The sequence below is a fragment of the Aquabacterium sp. TM01 genome (assembly GCF_057808345.1).
This window is the reverse complement of record NZ_AP046529.1, coordinates 223,295-243,035: the sequence shown is the minus strand read 5'-3', so window position 1 is coordinate 243,035 and position 19,741 is coordinate 223,295. Positions and strand designations below refer to the sequence as shown.

The window sequence follows — 19,741 nt, the reverse complement described above, 5'->3', positions numbered from 1 at the left end:
GTGTGCCATCGATAATGGTTTCAAACCACTGACGATGGCATCCTTCCATGAGCGTGTTTCTTTTTCTGGCACTGGTGGTGACCTGGGTGACCCTGGGCTCGCGGCTCTCTACGTTGAATCAGCGCTTGAGTGAACTGGAGCGCCAGCTGCAGGCGCTGGCCTTGAAGGCGTCGCAGCCCCCGGTGCAGACCGGTGCGACGGCCACGTCGTCCGAGGTGGCGCCTGCGCAGATCGCGTCAGCGGAGCCGCTGTCGCCAGAGCACGCCGAGGTCGACCTGGATCCCTCGCTGGGGCCGGCGCGCAGCACGCGGCCTGCGTTCCGCGATACCGTGCCCATGCCTGCACCGACCGCGTGGCCCGAACCGCTGGTGGCACCGATCTCGGTGCCCGAGCCGGTGCGGTCGGCCGAGGTTCGCGAGGCCGCGGGCCTGTCCTTCATGGGGCTGATCAAGCGCAATCTGTTTGCCAGCGCGGGCATTGGCTTGCTGTTGCTGGGCTTCACCTTCCTGCTCAGCGCGCTGTCGTGGCGCGAGCTGCTCTCGCCCGGCATGCGCATTGGCCTGGCCTGGCTGGCGGCGGCGGGCATTGGCTATGCAGGCTGGCGTTTTGGCCGGCGCAACCCCTTGTGGGGGCAGATTTTGCAAGGCGGCGCGGCGGCGGTGGCCTATCTGGCGACCTATGTGGGCGGCCATGCCTACGGGCTGTTTTCGGAGACGACGACCCTGGGCCTGTTTGCGGCCTTGTCGGCGGCGCTGGTGTGGCGTGCGGTGCGCGAAGACGCGAAGGTGCTGGCCGGGGTGGGCTTTCTGGGGGCGTATGCGGCGCCGGTGCTGGCCATCCAGGCGCAGCAGAGTCTGTGGTTCAACCTTTGCTATGGCCTGTTGGTGACGGCCTTTGCGTTGGCGCTGAGCTGGCGTCGTCGCTGGATCGAGATCGCCGTGCACGCGCACCTGTGTGCCGCCGGGCTGGCGGCCGTCACCTATGCGGCGCGCTGGGCCACGCAGGCCGAACCCCTGTCGGTGGGTGCTCAGCAAGGCTTGCTGCATGCCTACCTGTTCCAGTTTGGCGTGTGGTGCGTGACCTGGGCGCGCACGCACACCGATGACGAGCGCGAGACCGGCCTGCTGGCGGCCTGCCTGGCCATGGTGGCCGTGGTGTACCTGGCGATGCAGAACTGGCTGTGGCCCACCGGCACGGTGTTCGAAGGCGCGGCAGTGGCTCAGGCGCTGGTGCTGGCCGTGTTGGCGCTGCGGGTGTTTCACGCGGCCGTGCTGCGTGAGACGGCCTGGGTGCTGTGCGCCCTGAGTGTGGCCATGGCCATCGCCCAGGCCGACCTGACCCCGGCGGTGATGGGGCTGAGCCTGTTTGCCGAGGGCGTGATCATGACGCTGTCGGTGGACCGTCGCTCGCTGGTGCGACCGTGGCTGGCGCGCGCGTTGGTGCTCATCGGCTTTGCGACGATGGGCACGCACACGGCCTGGGCGGCGGCGCTGGTGTGGCTGGTCGCCCTGCCCTTGTCCCTGCGCCATGCGCGTTCGCTGCGCGATGTGGATGGCTGGTTGTTTGCCTTTGTGGCCCTGGTGGCAGGCAGCCTGTGGCTTTCGCTGGCGGTGGACGAGACGGCCTTGCGGGTGGCCGCCCAGCTGGCCTTGCTCAGCGGCATGGTGGCGCTGGCCCTGTGGCGTCGGCCGGTGGCCTGGGTGCCGGCTCCGGCGCTGTTTGCGCTGAGCGCGGCGATGCAATGGGGCGCGGTGCTGGTGCACAGCCCGGGTGCGGTGGGGGGATGGCAGCTGGCCGCACTGGTGGTGCCGGTGCTGGCGGCCGGGGTGGGGCTGCGCCGCCATGCGGGTGAGGCGCTGTGCCCACCGCCTTGGCACGGTGCCTTGCTGGGCGGGGTGGAGCTGTTGCTGTGCCAGCTGCCGGCCATCGCCGCCTTGAAGTTGCTGGATGCACCGGGAATGCCGCTGGCCTTGAGCACATTGGGGCTGGCGCTGCACGCGCAGGGTCGCGCGGGGGGCTGGCTGGACCGGGTGTGGCAGGTGCCGGCGGAGGTGGAGGTGCGCCCTACGGCCACCGAGGTGGCTCACCTGGGCCTGGTGGCCGCCGCCATGCTGATGGCCTTGATCGGACAGGTGGCTCCGATGGCGCAGGCGCTGGCCGGACCGGTGGCTTTGCTGATGTTGGCCGTGTGGGTGCGCGCCGGGGAAGGCCTGTCGCACGATGTGCGCCGGGTGCTGGGGGCCTTGACGGCCGTGGTGTTCACCTATGTCTGGGTGGCCGAATGGCAGGGCATGGGCTGGAGCCTGGCGCGCCACAGCATCTTGTTGCCCGTGCTCGTGGCCGCGGTCGGGGTGGCGTGCCTGTTCCTGAGTGCGCGCCGTCAGCGGCGTCAGGCCTGGCTGGTGTCGGCGGCGGCCTGCGTGCTGTCGTCGTTGAAATTGCTGGCGCTGGTGGGCGGGGCGCTGTTTTCACCGCTGGGAGCGGCCCTCAGCCTGTTGAGCATGGGCGGCTTGTTCTTGCTGGCGGGCTACCTGGCGCCCATGCCGCCGGCCGAGCGCTGAGCGCCGAGGCCGCACGGGGACGAGCCCCCGGCAAGGCGCCGGGATCCAGGCGCTGGCTCAGTCTGCGGCGGCGTACACCACGCGGCCGGCTTCCACCGGATCGCCGGTGCGGTTGAAGGTATTGAGCCATACTTGGTACATGGGCGTGGGCGCCTCTTGCCAGGGGTGGAAGCCGGGCTTGTAGTAGCGCAGATAAGAGCGCCAGCAGCCCATGAACATGCCGCCAGGGCCATAGACCCAGCCCATGCCCTTGGCGAACAGCTTGACGCGTTGCCAGCGGCTGAAGCCATCGCGGCGCAGCATGACGTTGGCAAAGGACAGCACGTTGAAGTTGAAAGCCAGCGTGCATTCGATCAGCGCCAACACGCGGCGCGGGTACCAGACCTTGGCCACCTTCTGCATCACGTCGAAGGCCACGGCCTTGTGCTCCATCTCCTCCATGGCGTGCCAGGCGTACATCGCGAACATGCGGGGGTCGGCGGAGCCCATCACTTCTTTGCGCGTGAACAGGGCCTCGGCCATGATGGCGGTGAGGTGCTCCGAGGCGGCGGTCAGCGCCAGCGTGTGCTTCTTGGGCATGTACTTGCGCAGCACATCAAACAGCCACCACTTCATGACCCCTTCCAGCCGCGCGACGGGGATGCCCTGCTTGGTCAGGTGCGCGTTGAACTGGCTGTGGACGATGCCGTGCTGGCCTTCCTGGCGGATGAAGTCCTTGATCTCGGCCAGCAGCTGCGGGTCGGTGACCTGATCGCGGAAGTCGCGCACGCAGGAGATGAAGAAGCGCTCGCCTTCCGGGAAGATGGTGGACATGGCGTCGCAAAAGCGCGTCTTGAACGGGTCACCGCCCAACCAGTACTTGGGGATGTCTTGCTCAAAGCCGAAGGCGAGTTTTTCGCGCGGGACGATGTCAGGGTGAGTCATGGTCGATCTTCTACTTCACTGCTACTTCACTGCCACGTCAGGCGTTGACGGCCACCTGGGCGGAGGCAGACACAGGATGACGCTGGCGCGGGCCGCTGTCAAACACCAGACAGGGGTCTGCCACCGGGCCGTGGCGCAACACCTGGGCGTCGTGGTTGGGGTCCATGGCCATCACCCACGGGCCGCTGGTGCCCTGGCGAGGCAGGCTGGACAGGGCGCGCTTCACGTAGCCCGCGCCAAAGTCGAGCAGCGGGCGGGTGGGCATGTCGGGCGAAGGCAGGCGCGGGCGCACCACCGCGTAGCCGTACTGGTCCATGTGGGCCAGCACGCGGCAGAAGTGCTCGCACAGCAGCCCCACCTTCAACGTCCATGACGAGTTGGTGTAGCCCACGATGAAGGCGAAGTTGGGCACGTCGCTGAGCATCATTCCCTTGAAAGCCACCTTCTGGGACAGGTCCACCGGCTCGCCGTCCACCGTGAGCGCGATGCCGCCAAACAGCTGCAGGTTCAGACCGGTGGCGGTGACGATGATGTCGGCCGGCAGCTCCTGGCCGGATTTGAGGCGGATGCCGCTGGCGGTGAAGGTGTCGATGTGGTCGGTGACGACCGACGCCTTGCCCGCCTTGATGGACTTGAACAGATCGCCATCGGGTACGGCGCACAGGCGCTGCTCCCAGGGGCTGTAAGGCGGGTTGAAGTGCACATCGACCGGGTAGTTTTTGGGCAGCGACACCTTGTTGACGAAGCGGATGACGCGGCGTGCCGCGTTGGGGTATTTCTGGCAAAAGCGCCAGATGCCGCGCTGCAGGCCGATGTTCTTGCGGCGTGCGAAGGCGTAGGCCTTGTCGGCCGGCATCAGCTTGCGGGCCAGGTTGGCAATCGGGTCGCGCGAGGGCAGGCTCATCACATAGGTGGGCGTGCGCTGTAGCATGGTCACGTGGCCGGCCTCTTTGGCCATCGAGGGGATCAGGGTGACGGCGGTCGCGCCCGAGCCGATCACCACCACGCGCTTGCCGCGGTAGTTCAGGTCTTCGGGCCAGTGCTGCGGGTGGATCACCTGGCCCTGGAAGTGGTCGATGCCTTCGAAGCGCGGCGTGAAGCCCTGGTCGTAGCGGTAGTAGCCGGCGGCCGAGAACAGCCACTTGCACGTCATCGTGTGGGTCTCGCCGGTGTCGGTGTGCTGCACCGTCACGGTCCAGCGCGCGTCCTCGCTCGACCAGGCGGCCGCGCTCACCTTGCGCTGGTAGCGAATGTGGCGGTCGATACCGTTCTCGGAAGCGGTTTCGCGCAGGTAGGCCAGGATGTCGGGGCCGTCGGCAATGGCCTTGTCGTGCACCCAGGGCTTGAACTCGTAGCCGAAGGTGTGCAGGTCGGAGTCAGAGCGGATGCCGGGGTAGCGAAACAGGTCCCAGGTGCCACCCGAGGCGGTGCGCGATTCGAGGATGACGAAGGACTTGCCCGGCTGGTCGCGCTGCAGGTAGTAGGCCGCGCCGATGCCGGACAGGCCCGCGCCGATGATCAGCACATCGGTGTGCTCGGGCGTGGGAAAGGGGTGGACGGACACGGTGACTCCTTCAAACTGACATCAATTGATTTCAGATGTGATGGTGTGGAGAAAGACCGCCCCTGACAAGTAGGGGTTTCCGTGGGCCCCCCTAAGGTTAGTGATGGGCACCAGCCTCCCGGTCGATAAGATGAAATCTCACAAGGTGACAAGCTCATTCACGATCACCACACGAGGAGGCCGGGCATGCCCACCAAGAAGGTTGTCATCGGCCAGCGCGCCGTGTCGCTGGACGCCCGCCCCGATCGCCTGGACCTGCGTGATCGGCCCTACCAGCCGCCCTTGGGCAACCTGCCGGCGCAGTGGCCGTCGGACACCGAGGTGCAGCACTGGTTGCCCGCCTATGCCGCAGGCGGCCACCTGCTGGACCAGGGCTCGGAAGGCGCCTGCACCGGCTTTGGTCTGGCCGCCGTCGTCAACTACCTGCTGTTCGTGCGCGATGTGCCGGGGCCGGACGACCAGGTGCGCCGGGTGAGCCCGGCCATGCTCTACCAGCTCGCACGCATGTACGACGAATGGCCGGGCGAGGACTACGAGGGCTCTAGCTGCCGCGGCGCGCTCAAAGGCTGGCAGCGCCATGGCGTGTGCCGCGAGGCGCTGTGGCCCTATGTGCTCGATGCCAAGGGGCGGCGCCAGCCCGCCACGCCGCTGGAAGACCCCAGCCAGGCCGATGACCCCGACCGCAACTGGGACGTCGACGCGCTGGGCTGCACGCTGGGCGTGTACTACCGGGTGGACATGCGCTCGGTGGTGGACATGCAGGCCGCCATTCGCCAGAACGGCGCCATCTACGTGGCCGCCACCGTGCACGAAGGCTGGGCCGTGCCCACGCGCAAGACGCTGCGCGGCCATGCCGACCTGGTGCGCATCAAGCCGGTGGCCCGCCCCAAAGAGGCCGGGGGGCATGCCTTTGCGCTGGTGGGCTACAACGAGTCGGGCTTTGTGGTGCAGAACTCCTGGGGCGTGGGCTGGGGCTCGCACGGCTTTGCACTGCTGCCCTATGAAGACTGGGTGATGCACGGCAACGATGCCTGGGTCTTCACCCTGGGCGTGCCCTCGCACCGTGCGCGTACGGGCAAGGAGCCGGTGACGCGTTCACCGCATTTTCTGGTGCCCTTCAGCTCGGCCATGTCCGAGGGCACGCCCGACCGACCCGCGGGCCTCATTGCCGGCGACGACGCCCTGACGCGCCGCTACCGTGACATCAAGAAGCCCGAACACCGCCCGCTGGACGCCGAGCAAGCCTACCGCCACACCGTGGTGCTGGACCGCGGCTTTCCGGTGCGCAACGACATCACCGCCGAGAACGCCTTCACCGCGCTGGAGGCCGCGGCCCTGCACCGGCCGCTGGCCTGGCTGAAGGAGCGCGGCAGCGTCAAGCTCATGATTTATGCCCACGGCGGCCTCAACAGCGAGAGCGACTCCATCAGCCGCATCCGCGTCATGGCGCCCTACGCGCTGGCCAACGGCATCTACCCGCTGTTCATCAGCTGGCGCTCGGGCGCGATGGAAACCGTCTCGGACCTGGCCGAAGAATGGGCCGCCCGGCTGGGGCTGGGCGTGCGCGGCGTGGCGCCGGCCAAGGGCTGGCTGGACCGCATCACCGAAGGCACCGACCGCATGCTCGAGCCCGTGCTGCGCGCTCCCGGCGGGGCGATGTGGGGGCAGATGAAGGTCAACGCCGAGCGGGCCAGCATCCATGAGAACGGTGGGCTGCACCTGATGGTGCCGCACCTCAAGGCCTTGCAGGCGCAACTGCCCAAGCTCGAAATCCACCTCATCGGCCACTCGGCGGGCAGCATCGTGCTCGGGTCCATGCTCAAGCAGATGGCCAGCGTCAAGCTCAAGGCGGCCAGCGTGCGCCTGTTTGCGCCGGCCTGCACGGTGCAGTTTGCCAACCAGCACTACGCGGGGGCCGTGCTGAAAGACAAGGTGCTGGACGCCCAGCATTTCCACATCCATGTCCTGTCGGACCAGAACGAGCGCGACGATGCCGTGGGGCCGTACCGCAAGTCCCTGCTCTACCTGGTGAGCCGCTCGTTCGAAGATGCCCACAAGATGCCGATTCTGGGCATGCAGCGCAGCTTCGACCCTGCCACCGTGGCGCCGGACGCCGCCGACGACATGTGGGCGCGCGAGCACCGCAAAGACGTGGCTCAGTGGCAGCGCTTCTGGGGCGACCTGGGCGTGGGCGCCACCAACCTGAATGTGCTGACCGCGCGCCGCGTGTCCAACGGCGCAGGGTCCGAGCCCGCCACACACGGCTGCTTTGACAACGCCATCGACATCATGGGCCAGGCCCTGGGCTACATCGTTGACCCGGTGGGCCAGCCCAAGGTCCGCATCGAGCGCCTGGCCGATTGAGACGGCGTGTGGCGATGAGACCGGGCTGCCTCCACTAAGATGGCGCTCATGAAGTTCACCTACCTCTTCGGCATCATCCTGGCCAGCAGCGCGCTGGCTCTGTTCTCTACCCACCGCGGCCTGCGCACCATCACCGCCGCGGTGTCGGGCGCCTGCGCCATCTGGGGGCTGGCCAAGCTGCTGGGCTGAGGGCGACCGTCGGCTCAGGGCGTCGGTGTGCTCGGGCTTGCCGTCATCCGCTGCAGCAGGGCCGCCATGTCTTCGGCTGGCAAGGGCCGACTGAACAGGAAGCCTTGCAAAAGATCGCAACCGGCCTGTTTGATGAAAGCCTGCTGCGCCTCGGTCTCCACCCCTTCCGCCACCGTTTGCAGTCGCAGCTTGCGCGCCAGCGCGATGATGCTCTCCACAATGGCGGCGGCATCGGCGTTGTCGGCCATGTCCACAATGAAGGATCGATCGATCTTGATCTGGTCGATCGGGAAGCGACGCAGATAGGCCAGCGAGGAGTACCCCGTGCCGAAATCATCCACCGAGATCTGGATGCCCAATGCCTTGAGCTCGGTCAGGATGAGGGTGGCGGCCTCGGGGTCCTCCATCACCGAGCTTTCGGTGATCTCCAGCTTCAAGAAGTGGGCGGGCAACTGCTGGTCGAGCAGGCAACGCCGTACGGTGTCGGGCAGATGGTGGTCTCGAAACTGGCGGGTGGACAGGTTCACCGAAATGCACAAGTCCATGCCGTTTTGCCGCCATTGTTGAGCCTGCCGGCAGGCCGTCTGCAGCACCCATTCGCCAATCGGCAAAATCAGCCCCGTTTCCTCGGCCACCGGAATGAACTCTGCAGGTGACACCAGAACATCGTCGCGCCCGCGCCAGCGCAGCAGCGCCTCGACGCCCGCCACCTGGCCCGAACACAGGTTGAGCAGCGGCTGGTAATGCAAAATCAACCGACCGTGTCCCAACGCCTGCCGCAGGCCGGTTTCCAACTCCAGGCGGCGCATGGCCTCCACGTTCATGTTGCCTGTGTAGAACCGGAAGGCATTGCCTCCGCTCTGCTTGGCCTTGTACATGGCCGCATCGGCGTTGCGCAGCAAGGTGTCGTAGTCGTTCCCGTCGGTCGGGAAGACGCTGATGCCAATGCTGCCGGAGAAGTCGAACTCTCGGTCATCGGCGGAAATGGGCTGCGCAATCGCCTTCAGCACCTGATTGGCCATCAGTGAGGCATCTTGCGAACTGGCCATGTCGGGGAGCAGCAGCACGAACTCGTCGCCCCCCAGACGTGCCAGTGTGTCGCGCTTGCTGACGCAGGTCGAGATGCGCTCGGCAATGATGCGCAACATGGCGTCACCCGAGCCATGCCCCAGGCTGTCATTGATGCGCTTGAACTTGTCCAGATCAATGAACAGCATGGCCACAAAACGCTTGTGATACGTCGCATAGGCAATGGCCTGAATCGTTCGGTCGCGCAACAGGTTCCGGCTGGCCAGACCGGTGAGCGCATCCTGGTTGTTCTGGCGTTCGAGCTGGGCTTCGTAGGATTTGCGCTCGGTGACGTCGTTGATGATGCCCACATAGTGGGTGGACAGGCCGTTGGCATCAAGCACCGGGGCAATCGACAGCTCGTTCCAGAACAGACTGCCGTCCTTGCGGTAGTTGCGCATCATGGCCTTGCCATCGCGGCCGTCCTTGAGAGCAGCGTTGATGATGGTGGTGCCAATTTGCTGATGGTCGGGCCCACGCAGGAACCTCGGGTCGCGCCCGATGACCTCACTGCTGCTGTAGCCCGTGATGTGCTCAAAGGCCGGGTTGACGTAGCAGATCGGGTTGCCGCCCGGCTCAATGACCGTGATCATGATGCCGTTGGCCGAGGCCTCGACGGCGCGCCGTGTCAGGCGGTTGGCTTCTTCGCTTTGCCGCAGCCGCTCTTCGGCCAGACGGCGTTGCTTTTCTCTCTCGAAGTTGCCCAGGGCAAAAGAGATGTCGGAGGCGATTTCAACGACCAGCTCATGCATGGCCGGGTCGAAGTAATCGGGATCGGTGGCAAACAGCGTCAGTGCGCCCACCAATTGCCCGTTGGTATGCAGCGGGGTAGAGATGGCCGAATTCAAGCCCGACTGCCGCAATGCGGCGTGGATGGGCTGCAGCAGCGGCTCGCTCGTCAGGTTGTTGCTGAAGTAAATGCGGTTCTCGCGCACGGCGATCTCGACCGGGGCGCGCAGGGGCCCATGCAGACTGAAGTCGCCCATGGTCGAGAACCACGCCTCGACTGGCCCCGACCACGCCACGGGTGTGATGCGCTCTCGCTGTGCATCCAGCAGGCCGACCCAGGCCATGGCGAAGCCACCGCGTTCGACCGCTGTGCGGCAGATGGTCTGAAACAACTCGTCCTCGTCAGCCAGATGAACAATCGCCTGATTGGTCTCGGACAAGACACGGTACAGCAGGTTGAGGCGGTGAATGTGCTTCTCGGAGACGGCCAACTCGGCCACCCGTTGTTCAAGTTGGTCGGCCTTCTCGGCCAGCTTGTGCACCAAGACATCCCGGTGATGGTGCAGGGCGGTGGTCTCGTCCAGAACGGGGGTGCGCAAAGGCAGCGTGCCGCCTTCATTCTGACGCAGCACCTCATTGAGCCGCTGCATGAAGACCTCTGGCTCCTCGGGCTTGACCATGAAGGCCTCGGCACCCAGGTCCAGTGCCAGCTTCTCGTCTTTGGGCTCGGTGTAGGTGGCGGTGTAGACGATGAAAGGAATGTGGGCCAGCGACTCGTCGCTCTTCCACTCGCGCAGCAGTGTGTAGCCGTCCATCTCCGGCATGAGCAGATCGCTGATGATCACATCAGGCGGGTGTGATCGTGCGGTGCTCAGGGCCTCGGCGCCGTTGGCAGCCGTGAAAACCGTAAAGCCATGCCCGCGCAGCAAAGACTGCAGCAGGTACACATTGTCTTCCCGGTCATCGACCACCAGAGCGCATGTCATGGCAGGGCCCCCAAGAAGTGCTCCACCTGATCTGCAAAAGTATCAGGATCAATGGGCTTCTCGATATAGCCATTGCATCCGGCCGCCATGCAGCGCTCTCGGTCGCCCTGCATGGCGTAGGACGTCACGGCCACGATGGGCACATTGGCGAGCGTGGGATTGCTGCGCAGACGCCGCGCCACCTCATGACCGTCCATGCCCGGCAACTGGATGTCGAGCAGCACCATCAGAGGGACGGCGTCGCCCGCCATCGAGAGCCCGGTGGGGCCATCGAGGGCATGCACGATCTGCCAGCCGCGCGCCTTCAGCAGGTAGGACACAAGGTAGGCGTTTTGCTCGTTGTCTTCAATCAGAAGGATATGACCGCTCATGTCCGCGTTCCTTGCACGTCACAAGGCAATGTGACCGAGAACTCACTGCCCTCGCCCAGGCGACTCTTGACCTCGATCTGTCCACCCATCATGGTGGCCAAACGCTGACAGATGGCCAACCCCAATCCGGTGCCCTCATAGCGGCGCGTCAGTGCGGAGTCAATCTGACGGAAGGGCTGGAACAACTCCGTCAGGTGTTCGGGGGCCATCCCCACACCGGTGTCGGTCACGCTGATGCGCACTGCCGGACCAGTGTAGCCCTGCACATTCCGGGCTGCCAAAGTGACAGACCCAGAATCTGTGAACTTCACCGCGTTGGAGAGCAGGTTCAGCAAAATCTGCTCGACCCGCCGGACATCGCCGGTCATGGGGCTCAGCCCCTCGGCCACGTCCATGCGCAAGGCCAGTTGCTTCTTGTCGGCCAGCGGCTTGACAATGCCCGCCACCTTGTTGATGGATGCCTCCAGCTCGAAAGGCTCGTGGGCAATGGTGAGTTCACCGGCTTCGATCTTGGAGATGTCGAGCACATCGTTGATCAGGGACAGCAAATGGCGCGCGCTGTTTCGCACCATGCCGATTTGCTTCTTTTGCTCGTCGTTGAGCGGGCCGGGCAAGCCTTGCAAGATGATGCCCGTGAAGCCAATGATGGAGTTGAGGGGGGTGCGCAGTTCGTGGCTCATGGTGGCCAGGAAGGCCGACTTGATTCGATCGGCGGATTCGGCTGCGAGCTTGGCCTCGCGCAGCGCGGCTTCCGCCTCTTTCATGGGGGTGATGTCCACAATGATGCCGACCAGTCCGCCTGGGGAGCCATCTGGCGCACGAAAGCCACTGACCGAATACAGGGTCTGGTGTTCGCGACCGTCGGCAAAGGGCATGATGGCTTCCCGGCTGAGCGTCTGGCCTGACGCCAGCATGGCCGCGTCCTCGGCCTGGTACACGTCGCGATCGGCTTGTGGCAGGTACGCCAGCTCCAGCACCGTCTTGCCAATGAACAGCTCGCGTGACACGCCAAACGCCTGTTCATACGCCCGGTTACAGCCCTTGAAACGCAGCGTGGCGTCCTTGTAGAAGATGGGGCTGGAGATGTGGTCGACCAGCGCGTCCAGAAAGCGCGTGGTTTCAGCCAGCTCGCGTGTCCGCTCCGCCACGCGCGCTTCCAAGCGCGCAAAATCGCGCTGGCGCACCTGCCACTGCCGACGCATCAAGCCCACCAGCAGCAGGGAGGTGACGAGCACAAAAAGCCAGCCCTTGTAGATGGACAGACGGGTCAGGGTGGTCGTGTCGCTGATCAGCGCTTCCAGGATCTTGTCGGACAACAAGATCCACAACGCAGAAAAGGCCGCATAGGGGATCACAACGCGAAGCGTGTACCGGTTGAAGTGCTTCATCGGCGAGGGGTCCTTGTTGTGATTGGACGCAAGCTCAAAAGGGGGTGAGCGGCGATCCAGAATAGCCAAGAACATCAGGCGCGACAATCAGCGTCATCCCGGCTCAACTAAGATGACGGCCATGAGCGCCCCGTTGGCTGACACCCCGAACGACACCCCGCGTGACAGCCTGGCGCAGCTGGCCCAGGCCCTGCAACGCTTTGCCGACGAGCGCGACTGGGGGCCGTTTCATGCGCCCAAGAACCTCGCCTCGGCCCTGGTGGTGGAAGCCGGCGAGCTGCTGGAGCCCTTTCAGTGGCTGAGCGAAGCGCAAAGCCGCGAGCTGCCGCCTGACACGAAAGAAGCCGTAGCGTTGGAGATGGCCGACGTGCTGCTGTACCTGGTGCAACTGGCCAACGTGCTGAACGTGGACCTGGTGGATGCGGCGCAGCGCAAGATGGTGATCAATGCGCGCAAGTATCCGGTGGCGCCGAGAGATGGCCATGCCCCGCCCCAAAGCCCTGCCCGAGATTGACCCCGACCGCTGCACCGGCTGCGGCCGCTGCGTGGCCGCTGCGAGATATCAGCTGCCACTTGGATCAGGGGTGCAATTCGCGCAAGACTTCAGGGTGTTCAACAGCCACGACTGCTCCTCCCGACGGCACTTTGGCCGTCATTGAAGGCGTCCACCACCAATAAGCCCAGCATTGCATCTTTTTTGACCCAGCTGGCTCAGTTTTCATATAAAGTCCTACGAAAGCAGCCCATAAGAACCGGAACAGATGACTTGCCGGTTAAATCCTGCTATCGTGGCTTTTATGAAGCGCGTCGTTCCCACCCCTGCTCCCACTGACCCCTGGATGCACGACCCCGCGTCCTTTGGTCAGGCGATCCGTGCAGCGCGCACGGCTGCCGGCATGACCCTGGTCGATGCAGCCTCGGCTTTGGGGGTCTCCAAGCAGACGCTCAGTGATCTGGAAAAGGCCACTGGATCCGTGGGCCTGGCGATCGCACTGCGCATCGCGCGAGAACTCGGTGTTGGCGTCTTCGCGGTGCAGCCCGCTCAACGAGAAGCAGTCCGACAGACCTTGATGGACTTGGGCGCGGATGATGGAGGTCAAGAGTGACCTCCCTCACCGTTTGGGCTGGCAGACACGCTGTCGGACACCTCTCTCACGATCCGGGCACCAACCGGTTTGCATTTGCCTACACGGATGAGTGGGCACGGCTGCGCAATGCATTCCCCCTGTGCCCTCAGCTGCCCATTCGGCAAGACGAGATCAGCAGCGAGCAGCACAGCGCCATCGTGCGCCAGTTCTTCGAGAACCTCTTGCCAGAGGGGGAGGCCCTGGATCATGCAGCCCAGGTCAATGGCATCTCCAAGTCCAACCTCATTGGCCTGGCCCTGGCGCTTGGCCGCGAGACAGCAGGCGCGATCAGGCTGTCGGCCGGTGACACCCCGCCGTCAGAGCCCGAGGTATTGCGCGAGATCGGCCGCCCAGAGCTGTCGCAACGGATCGCCGATCGCACGAAGGAGCCCTTCTCCGTGTGGGATGGCCAGGTGCGCCTGTCGATTGCCGGCCACCAGGACAAAATTGCCGTCTACGAGCACGAGAGACGCCTGTATCTGGTCAACGGTGGGCTTCGGGCCTCCACGGTGATCGTCAAGCCGGTACCGGCAAGACCCCAACTGGCGGCCCTGCCAGGTAACGAGTTCCTGTGCATGAAACTCGCTCGAGCTGCGGGCTTGCCTGTGGCCGATGTCTGGCTTGAGTACCTGCCGCAACCAGTCCTGTTCGTACGTCGCTTTGATCGTTTGGAGCGACATGAGGCCGTCGATCGGCTGCACATGATCGACGGATGCCAGGCACTCGGGTTGTCGGTAGGGATGAAGTACGAGCGGCCCTATGGCGATAAGCCCGACGTGCGCGAGATACGAGATGGAGCCAGCCTGAGGCTGCTGTTCGAGGTCATCAACAAATACAGCGTGCAGCCGGTCGTAGACCGAATGGCCCTGCTTCGGTGGGCCATCTTCCAGGTGCTCATTGGCAACTGCGATGCCCACGGCAAGAACGTCTCCTTTTTCGTCTCGCCCGGCGGACTCGTGCTGGCGCCGACATACGATCTTGTGTGCATTCCCGCTTTGGAAGATGCCAAGTTGGACCGCACGTTGGCCATGGCCATTGGTGATGCCTTTACAGCCAGTGAGATCACGCCCTTCGACTGGGCCCAGTTGGGGCGCCAGGCAGGAGTGCGAATGGCCGCGATGGCCAGACAAATGCAGGATCTGGCCAAGAAGACGCTTTATGGGTTGGATGCCGCCGTTGACGAGGCCACTCAAGCAGGGGTTCCGAAGGAAGAGTCCGGCCGAGTCCAGGCGTATGTCGTGGCCGCTTGTCAGGCTGTGGCCGATGCGGCCAAGAACGTGGCGAAGGTCGATCCAACATACCTCTAAGTCGGCGCAAGTAGCCCCAGCCACAGATGGCGCTCCCCAAAGCCCTGCCCGAGATTGACCCCGACCGCTGCACCGGCTGCGGCCGCTGCGTGGCCGCGTGCGAGCCCAAAGTGCTGTGGCTGGAGACCGATGGACCCAACGGCTGGGGCCGCAAGCGCGCGGTGCTGCACGACGAGAGCGGCTGCACGGTGTGTGTGCAGTGCGTGGTGGTGTGCCCGTTTGATGCGGTCAGGATGGTGAAGACCAGTTCCAGCCCACCTGGCTGAATGGAGGGGTCCGTATGCGTCAGAGGGAGATCATCGGGGCTTTACAGATGCTGTGCGGGCTGGGGCTTTGGGCGCTCGGCCTGGCGTTGGGCCTGGTCTGGTTGGGCTTTTGCATTGCCACCATCGTGGTGGGCGTGCTGGTGTACCTGTTCGCGGCCCGTGCCTTTTTGTGGCCGTTCAACCTGGGCATTGTTCCGGGCAAGGCCATGTTGGTGACTGGGCGCGGCCAAGGTGTTCGGGGGCTCGCGGGGTGAGCACGAAAACTGACGGATGCATCAAAGGGGGCGGAGCTCGGTGATCGCACCTCGATCCTGCATGGCTCATGTTGTGAGCTTCAGTTGAATCCAAACCGCTGCCCATGCCATGCAAGGAATTCAGCCTTCGGTTTGAATCGCTCTGGTAGGTCAATCTTGTGTTGATCAAACTTCAGCAGGCTGTCGGCCATGAACGTGTCAGCACTTTTTCGTTTCATGCTGGGCGACACGAGCACCCGATACTCCGGCGTCACGGTGATAAGTCCCAGGTCGAACGCCTTGTCATGCAGCGCGGACAAGCACAAGCCATTTTGCGGATTCAACCGATTCTCTTTGTCTTCGCTCCAAGGCACGATGTGACTGGCGATCAGCAGGCGCTCCTCTGCCAGGCCGGTGATGCAGCACTTGTTGTTGTAACTGCTGAGAACCGCTCGCCTGAAGATGTGCTGGTTCTTTCGCACTTGCACAATGGCTGCTCGTGTTTGGCCTTCCGCAAAATCGGGCAGAGGGCTTGAGTCTTCATCAGCGTTGACAACCACATCAACTTGATCAGTGAGTCGCTCAAATGCGTTAGCGGCTTGTGTGGCAGTCACGTCCCAGTGGGACTGGAGTTCCGCCCATACTGAGCGGTCCAGGGCCGATGCACCAGCTAGGCCCTTTCGCCCGTTGGCGGTGATCTGTGGGTCAAGGCTGGCCAGATTGGTCAACTTCATCGCAACCGAACTGGGCGTCCTGCCCATGTGCTGCGCCAGAGACTGAATTTCGGGATTTCGCTGATGGAGTTGCCCAAAGCTCAATTGGGTGTAGAGGTGAAGTGCGGCCAATACTTCGTCACGTGTCCAATCGCGTCTCACATCTCCCTCCCCGGCTTCTTGAACACTTCCTTCTCATGCCAATGCAAGAACTCCGTCTTCGGGAAGTAGTCCTTGCTCTGCGGCAGGATGATCCCGGCACCATGAAAGCCCAGCAGCATCTTGCGTGAGGCTTCGCCGGAAACGGCATGTTGGCTGAACACCATGCTGTACGTGTCGGGCAGGATGGTGAAAGCGCCCAGGTCGAACACCTTGTGATGCAGGGCACACAGCGCCAGTCCGTTGGCTTCGATGTCTGGCCCCTTGGCCTGGAACCACTTGATGTGCGCGGCCTCCAGGCCGGCCGTGATGTTGCCGATGCGCAGGTCGAAACCGCACACGCAACAGCGGTACTCATAGGCGCGCAGCACGCGTTCGCGGAACTTCGGATCACGGCGTGGTGCAGCCTGGCGATCGCTATCGGTGGACTCTCCGGTGCGTGGCGTGCTCAGGTCCAGCCCAATGGCCGACAGGATGTCGCCGTGCAGGGTTTCGGGGAAGTGGGCATCCAGCAGTTGGTGGGCCAGTTGGGCGCGCAGAGCGGGGTCGCGTCGCAGGGCGGCGTCCACCTCGGGCGAAAAGCCTCCGGCGATGTGCAGATTGCGCAGCTCGCTGAGGTTGGGTGTGGCGCCCGCGGGCCGGTTGAGAAAGTCGGCCGGGCCATCGAGTTGCCAGACGCCATCGGTGGCGAGGTGCCAGAAAGGATAGTGCCGGGAGTTTGGCGCGCTGCTGGGGCCGAACTCGGCCAGCAGATTCTTGAAGGTGCCTTCGATGTCTTCGAAGGTGACCATGCGCGGGGCGTCCTGAGCGATGCGGGCCAGGGCCAGCAGGATCAAAAGCGGCTTGTGGACGGCACGTTGTTCTCCACGCTGAAACACGCGGATGCGTTCAAAGGCTTTCAGAACGTCCTGGCTGGTGAGGGTCATCGCGGGGCGGTTTGTCGATATACCAGGGCATTCAACCACGTTTGCATCTGGCTGGGGCGCTGGTCGGTGGTCAACCAGGTCTCCACACGCGCGATACCTCGCAGTGGGTTAAGCCATTCGGACAGGCGCGCTTCATCGGCGTCAGTGAATGCCCTGCCCGCTTCATCCACACGCTCAGTTTTCCCCAGCTTGTAGCTGGCGTACACCACGCCACCGGGCTTGAGCGCACGCCACAGTCTGCGCCAGGCTTCGGCCTGCTCACGTTCAGGGACATGCAAGAGGCTGGCGCAGGCCCAGATGGCATCGAAGCGGCCGGTGTCGTCCACGTCCTGAAAACGCATCACCTTGACGGGGATGCCGGCGTGCAGCGACGCCAGTTGCGCGAGTTCAGGGCTGGCATCAAAGGCTTCGACCGCGTAGCCCTGTTGCAGGAAGGCCAGCGCATCACGTCCTGAGCCACTGCCCGCGTCCAGAACGAGGCCGCCTACGGGTACATGCGGCAGGAAGCGTGCGTACAGCGGGGCCATGTCCACCGTGCGGGTGGTGTGGGCGTAGGCTTCGGCGTGCTGGGTGTAGTAGCCGGGGCTCACTGGGCTGCTGGGCGGGTTCATGGCAGTATTGTGTGTGCCCTTTTGAGGGCGTGGCTGTGTGGCGCGATGTGTGAGTTGGCAAGGAGGTGGTGACGGTGAGCTTCTTCAAAAAAACCGGAAAGATCCTGGGCAGTGCCGCCAAGCTCACAGGCCAGCTCGGCGTCCAGGCCGTCAAGCTGTCGGGCGATGCCTTGCACGGCACCACCCAGATCGTGAAGGCGCATGAGCATGAGATCGGCTCGGTCGCGAAGGCGGCGGTGGCCTTGAGCGGGCGTGCGCTGCAGGCCTCCGGGCAGGCACTGGCGGCCGGCGCGGGTTCGGTGGCGGCGCGTGCGCATCAGGCGGGCGCGCAGTCTGGGGGCGCCTTGGGCAAGGTCGCTGGCCATGTGGCGGGCTACACCGCCGATGCGGTGGGTGTGGTCGGCCGGGCGGCGGGCAGCATCGGCTCGTCGGCGCAGAAGGCGGCACCCACTGTGGGCAGCGCCACGGCCAGCGCGATGAGTGGCGTGGTGGGCACGGTGTCGGGCGCGGTGGACACGGTGGCCCTCACCGAGCGCGATTTCGAGAAGCTGCGCCGGCGCTTGCAGCACGCGAGCACCGAGGTGCGGGCGCGGTCGCAGCGGCGCCTGGCGGCCATCGAGCTGGCGCAGCATGAGCGCCGCAAGAAGGACTTGCTGGACCTGCTGGTGGTGGGCGGGGTGTCGCTGGCCGCTCTGGTGCGCGACCCGGCTGCGGTGCCGCCCGAGGTGGCGCGCGCGTTCGAGCTGGCGTATCCGGGTCTGGCCGCCAGTGGCGAGACCTTCACCGACGCGGTGCAGCGCATGTCGGCCGACGAGGTGGTCGGCCTGGTCCATGGCGTCAAGGGCAAGCTGTTCGAGATGGAGCTGGTGTCGCATCTCAACGATGGCAACCTGCCCGATGGGGTGCAGGCGCAGTTGGCGGGTTCGGCCACGCAGCCGGGGCACGACATCGAGATCGTGGACGCCAACGGGCAGGTGGTGGAGCTGCTGCAGGCCAAGGCGACGGAGTCGGTGGCGTATGTGCAAGAGGCTTTGCAGCGCTACCCCGACATCGACGTGACGACGACGACCGAGGTGCACGCGCAGCTGGTGGCCTTGGGCGCGGCCGACCGTGTGGCGGACAGCGGCATCAGCGAGGCGGTGTTGCAGCAGCAGGTGGAGGCGGCGGTGAGCGCGGGGCACATCGGGCACATGGGGCAGGCTGGCCAGGGGCTGGGCGTGTCGGACCTGGTGCCTTCGGCGGTGGGCCTGGCGGTGGTGGCCTTGTCGTCGTTCATGGACAAGAGCCTGACGATGGAGCAGCGCGGCGCCGAGTTTGGCGGGCGTGCCGCCAAGCTGGGCGTGACGGGCGCGGCGGCCAAGACGGTGCTGGTGGCGACCAACACCTGGTGGTTGGGTCTGGCCGTGGGCGTGGGCTCGAACTGGCTGGCCACGTATGGGGGCAACAAGCGGCAGCGGTATGAGGCGCTGCGGCGGGTGGTGGTGGAGTTGGAGAAGCGGGTGGCGGTGAGAGCACCTATCATCGACAGACCCAGCGCACTTACCCGGAATTGAGATGCCCGCACCAGATGCCGATGATCACAAGACGGATGGCTTGAACGAGCTGGGCGAGGCCTGGGCGCAAAGTCAGGCTGACAGGGCTGCGGGTCGTTGTGTGGTCGAGTCGGCTCAAGCGCATGTGGTGCGACTGACCGCCTTGCTCGTAACGGATGAGTTGTCGAAACCCGTCGAGAATGTGCCGCCTGGAAAAGTGCCACGCCGCCCGGGACCGTGATCACCCCGTCATTCGCTATTCGCGAACAGCGAATACGAGCCCGCGCAACTCGCTCTCAATTTTGCGCCGTAGCGCATGCAACTCATCGGTCAGGCGACTCAAGGATTGCTGCTGGCGGATTCAGGCTGATCATTGTCAAAGGAATGATTTATCCGTACTATTCATTCCCATGACAACGATGCCACGCAAGCAGCCGGTTCCGGTGCTCATCCAGCATGCGCTGTTGCGCTTGGGTGAGCGCGTGAAGGTGGCCCGCAAGGCGAGGCAGATGACCCAGGCCGAGTTGGCTCAGTTGGCATGCGTTGGCATCAGCACGGTGGCCTCCATTGAGGGGGGCTTCGATGGCATTGCCTTTGGCAACGTCCTGAAGGTGCTCGACGCCATGGGCTTGCTCGCGCAGGCGGACGAGCTGTTCTCACTCCAGACTGATCCTGAGATCGCCGCCTACGCCCGCAGCGCGCTGGCAGGCGCAAAGGACTGAC

Annotated in this window: 19 protein-coding genes; 11 read left to right on the top strand and 8 right to left on the bottom strand. The window is 64.7% G+C overall.

The window, feature by feature from the left end; genetic code table 11:
* Positions 1 to 47 precede the first annotated feature (47 nt).
* Positions 48 to 2,561 carry a DUF2339 domain-containing protein gene (locus AC3WW4_RS01285; protein ID WP_488826584.1) on the top strand — a complete coding sequence of 838 codons (2,514 nt, stop codon included), beginning with the start codon at positions 48 to 50 and terminating at the stop codon, positions 2,559 to 2,561.
* A gap of 57 nt (positions 2,562 to 2,618) precedes the next feature.
* On the opposite strand, the gene AC3WW4_RS01280 is transcribed toward AC3WW4_RS01285, so the two are convergent.
* Positions 2,619 to 3,485 (bottom strand): metal-dependent hydrolase, encoded by an 867-nt coding sequence (locus tag AC3WW4_RS01280; RefSeq protein WP_488826583.1) that lies wholly within the window; start codon positions 3,483 to 3,485, stop codon positions 2,619 to 2,621.
* A 37-nt stretch (positions 3,486 to 3,522) separates the two neighbouring features.
* On the bottom strand, positions 3,523 to 5,049 hold the full coding sequence (locus AC3WW4_RS01275) for a flavin-containing monooxygenase (protein ID WP_488826582.1): 1,527 nt from the start codon (positions 5,047 to 5,049) through the stop codon (positions 3,523 to 3,525).
* A 186-nt stretch (positions 5,050 to 5,235) separates the two neighbouring features.
* On the opposite strand from AC3WW4_RS01275, the gene AC3WW4_RS01270 reads away from it, so the two are divergent.
* Positions 5,236 to 7,413 (top strand): C1 family peptidase, encoded by a 2,178-nt coding sequence (locus tag AC3WW4_RS01270; RefSeq protein WP_488826581.1) that lies wholly within the window; start codon positions 5,236 to 5,238, stop codon positions 7,411 to 7,413.
* A gap of 48 nt (positions 7,414 to 7,461) precedes the next feature.
* Positions 7,462 to 7,602, top strand: coding sequence for a hypothetical protein (locus AC3WW4_RS01265; RefSeq protein ID WP_300157981.1), 141 nt, complete (start codon positions 7,462 to 7,464; stop codon positions 7,600 to 7,602).
* A 14-nt stretch (positions 7,603 to 7,616) separates the two neighbouring features.
* Here AC3WW4_RS01265 and AC3WW4_RS01260 read toward each other — a convergent pair whose 3' ends face one another.
* Genes AC3WW4_RS01260 through AC3WW4_RS01250 form a run of 3 tightly spaced genes read right to left on the bottom strand, consistent with a single transcriptional unit; the run spans position 7,617 to position 12,144 of the window.
* Positions 7,617 to 10,385, bottom strand: a complete 2,769-nt coding sequence (locus AC3WW4_RS01260; RefSeq protein WP_488826580.1) for a two-component system response regulator — start codon at positions 10,383 to 10,385, stop codon at positions 7,617 to 7,619.
* Positions 10,382 to 10,756, bottom strand: coding sequence for a response regulator (locus AC3WW4_RS01255; RefSeq protein WP_488826578.1), 375 nt, complete (start codon positions 10,754 to 10,756; stop codon positions 10,382 to 10,384). The genes AC3WW4_RS01260 and AC3WW4_RS01255 overlap by 4 nt, the downstream gene beginning before the upstream one ends.
* Complete coding sequence (locus tag AC3WW4_RS01250) at positions 10,753 to 12,144, bottom strand: sensor histidine kinase (RefSeq protein ID WP_488826576.1); 1,392 nt, start codon at positions 12,142 to 12,144, stop codon at positions 10,753 to 10,755. Before AC3WW4_RS01250 ends, AC3WW4_RS01255 begins: the two co-directional genes overlap by 4 nt.
* Positions 12,145 to 12,265: 121 nt before the next feature.
* Here AC3WW4_RS01250 and AC3WW4_RS01245 point away from each other — a divergent pair, with 121 nt between their 5' ends.
* From AC3WW4_RS01245 to AC3WW4_RS01220, 6 genes are all read left to right on the top strand, one after another.
* Positions 12,266 to 12,658: a nucleotide pyrophosphohydrolase gene (locus AC3WW4_RS01245; protein WP_488826574.1), complete on the top strand. Its 393-nt coding sequence runs from the start codon at positions 12,266 to 12,268 to the stop codon at positions 12,656 to 12,658.
* On the top strand, positions 12,591 to 12,803 hold the full coding sequence (locus tag AC3WW4_RS01240; protein WP_488826572.1) for a 4Fe-4S binding protein: 213 nt from the start codon (positions 12,591 to 12,593) through the stop codon (positions 12,801 to 12,803). Before AC3WW4_RS01245 ends, AC3WW4_RS01240 begins: the two co-directional genes overlap by 68 nt.
* Positions 12,804 to 12,983: 180 nt before the next feature.
* Positions 12,984 to 13,250, top strand: coding sequence for a helix-turn-helix transcriptional regulator (locus AC3WW4_RS01235; protein WP_488826571.1), 267 nt, complete (start codon positions 12,984 to 12,986; stop codon positions 13,248 to 13,250).
* Entirely contained in the window at positions 13,247 to 14,578 is a 1,332-nt protein-coding gene (locus AC3WW4_RS01230; RefSeq protein WP_488826569.1) for a HipA domain-containing protein, read from the top strand. Before AC3WW4_RS01235 ends, AC3WW4_RS01230 begins: the two co-directional genes overlap by 4 nt.
* Before the next feature lie 26 nt (positions 14,579 to 14,604).
* Positions 14,605 to 14,844: a 4Fe-4S binding protein gene (locus AC3WW4_RS01225; RefSeq protein WP_488826567.1), complete on the top strand. Its 240-nt coding sequence runs from the start codon at positions 14,605 to 14,607 to the stop codon at positions 14,842 to 14,844.
* Between the two features lie 14 nt (positions 14,845 to 14,858).
* Positions 14,859 to 15,098: a hypothetical protein gene (locus tag AC3WW4_RS01220; protein WP_488826565.1), complete on the top strand. Its 240-nt coding sequence runs from the start codon at positions 14,859 to 14,861 to the stop codon at positions 15,096 to 15,098.
* An 80-nt stretch (positions 15,099 to 15,178) separates the two neighbouring features.
* Here the strand turns inward: AC3WW4_RS01220 and AC3WW4_RS01215 are convergent, their stop codons facing one another.
* Genes AC3WW4_RS01215 through AC3WW4_RS01205 form a run of 3 tightly spaced genes read right to left on the bottom strand, consistent with a single transcriptional unit; the run spans position 15,179 to position 17,486 of the window.
* Entirely contained in the window at positions 15,179 to 15,922 is a 744-nt protein-coding gene (locus AC3WW4_RS01215; RefSeq protein WP_488826563.1) for an HNH endonuclease, read from the bottom strand.
* Between the two features lie 26 nt (positions 15,923 to 15,948).
* Positions 15,949 to 16,875 carry a phosphorothioated DNA-binding restriction endonuclease gene (locus AC3WW4_RS01210; RefSeq protein WP_488826561.1) on the bottom strand — a complete coding sequence of 309 codons (927 nt, stop codon included), beginning with the start codon at positions 16,873 to 16,875 and terminating at the stop codon, positions 15,949 to 15,951.
* On the bottom strand, positions 16,872 to 17,486 hold the full coding sequence (locus AC3WW4_RS01205) for a class I SAM-dependent methyltransferase (protein WP_488826559.1): 615 nt from the start codon (positions 17,484 to 17,486) through the stop codon (positions 16,872 to 16,874). The genes AC3WW4_RS01210 and AC3WW4_RS01205 overlap by 4 nt, the downstream gene beginning before the upstream one ends.
* Positions 17,487 to 17,560: 74 nt before the next feature.
* Here AC3WW4_RS01205 and AC3WW4_RS01200 point away from each other — a divergent pair, with 74 nt between their 5' ends.
* Together AC3WW4_RS01200 and AC3WW4_RS01195 are read left to right on the top strand one after the other, a co-directional pair.
* On the top strand, positions 17,561 to 19,039 hold the full coding sequence (locus AC3WW4_RS01200; protein WP_488826557.1) for a hypothetical protein: 1,479 nt from the start codon (positions 17,561 to 17,563) through the stop codon (positions 19,037 to 19,039).
* Between the two features lie 389 nt (positions 19,040 to 19,428).
* Positions 19,429 to 19,740, top strand: a complete 312-nt coding sequence (locus AC3WW4_RS01195) for a helix-turn-helix domain-containing protein (protein WP_488826555.1) — start codon at positions 19,429 to 19,431, stop codon at positions 19,738 to 19,740.
* Position 19,741 lies beyond the last annotated feature (1 nt).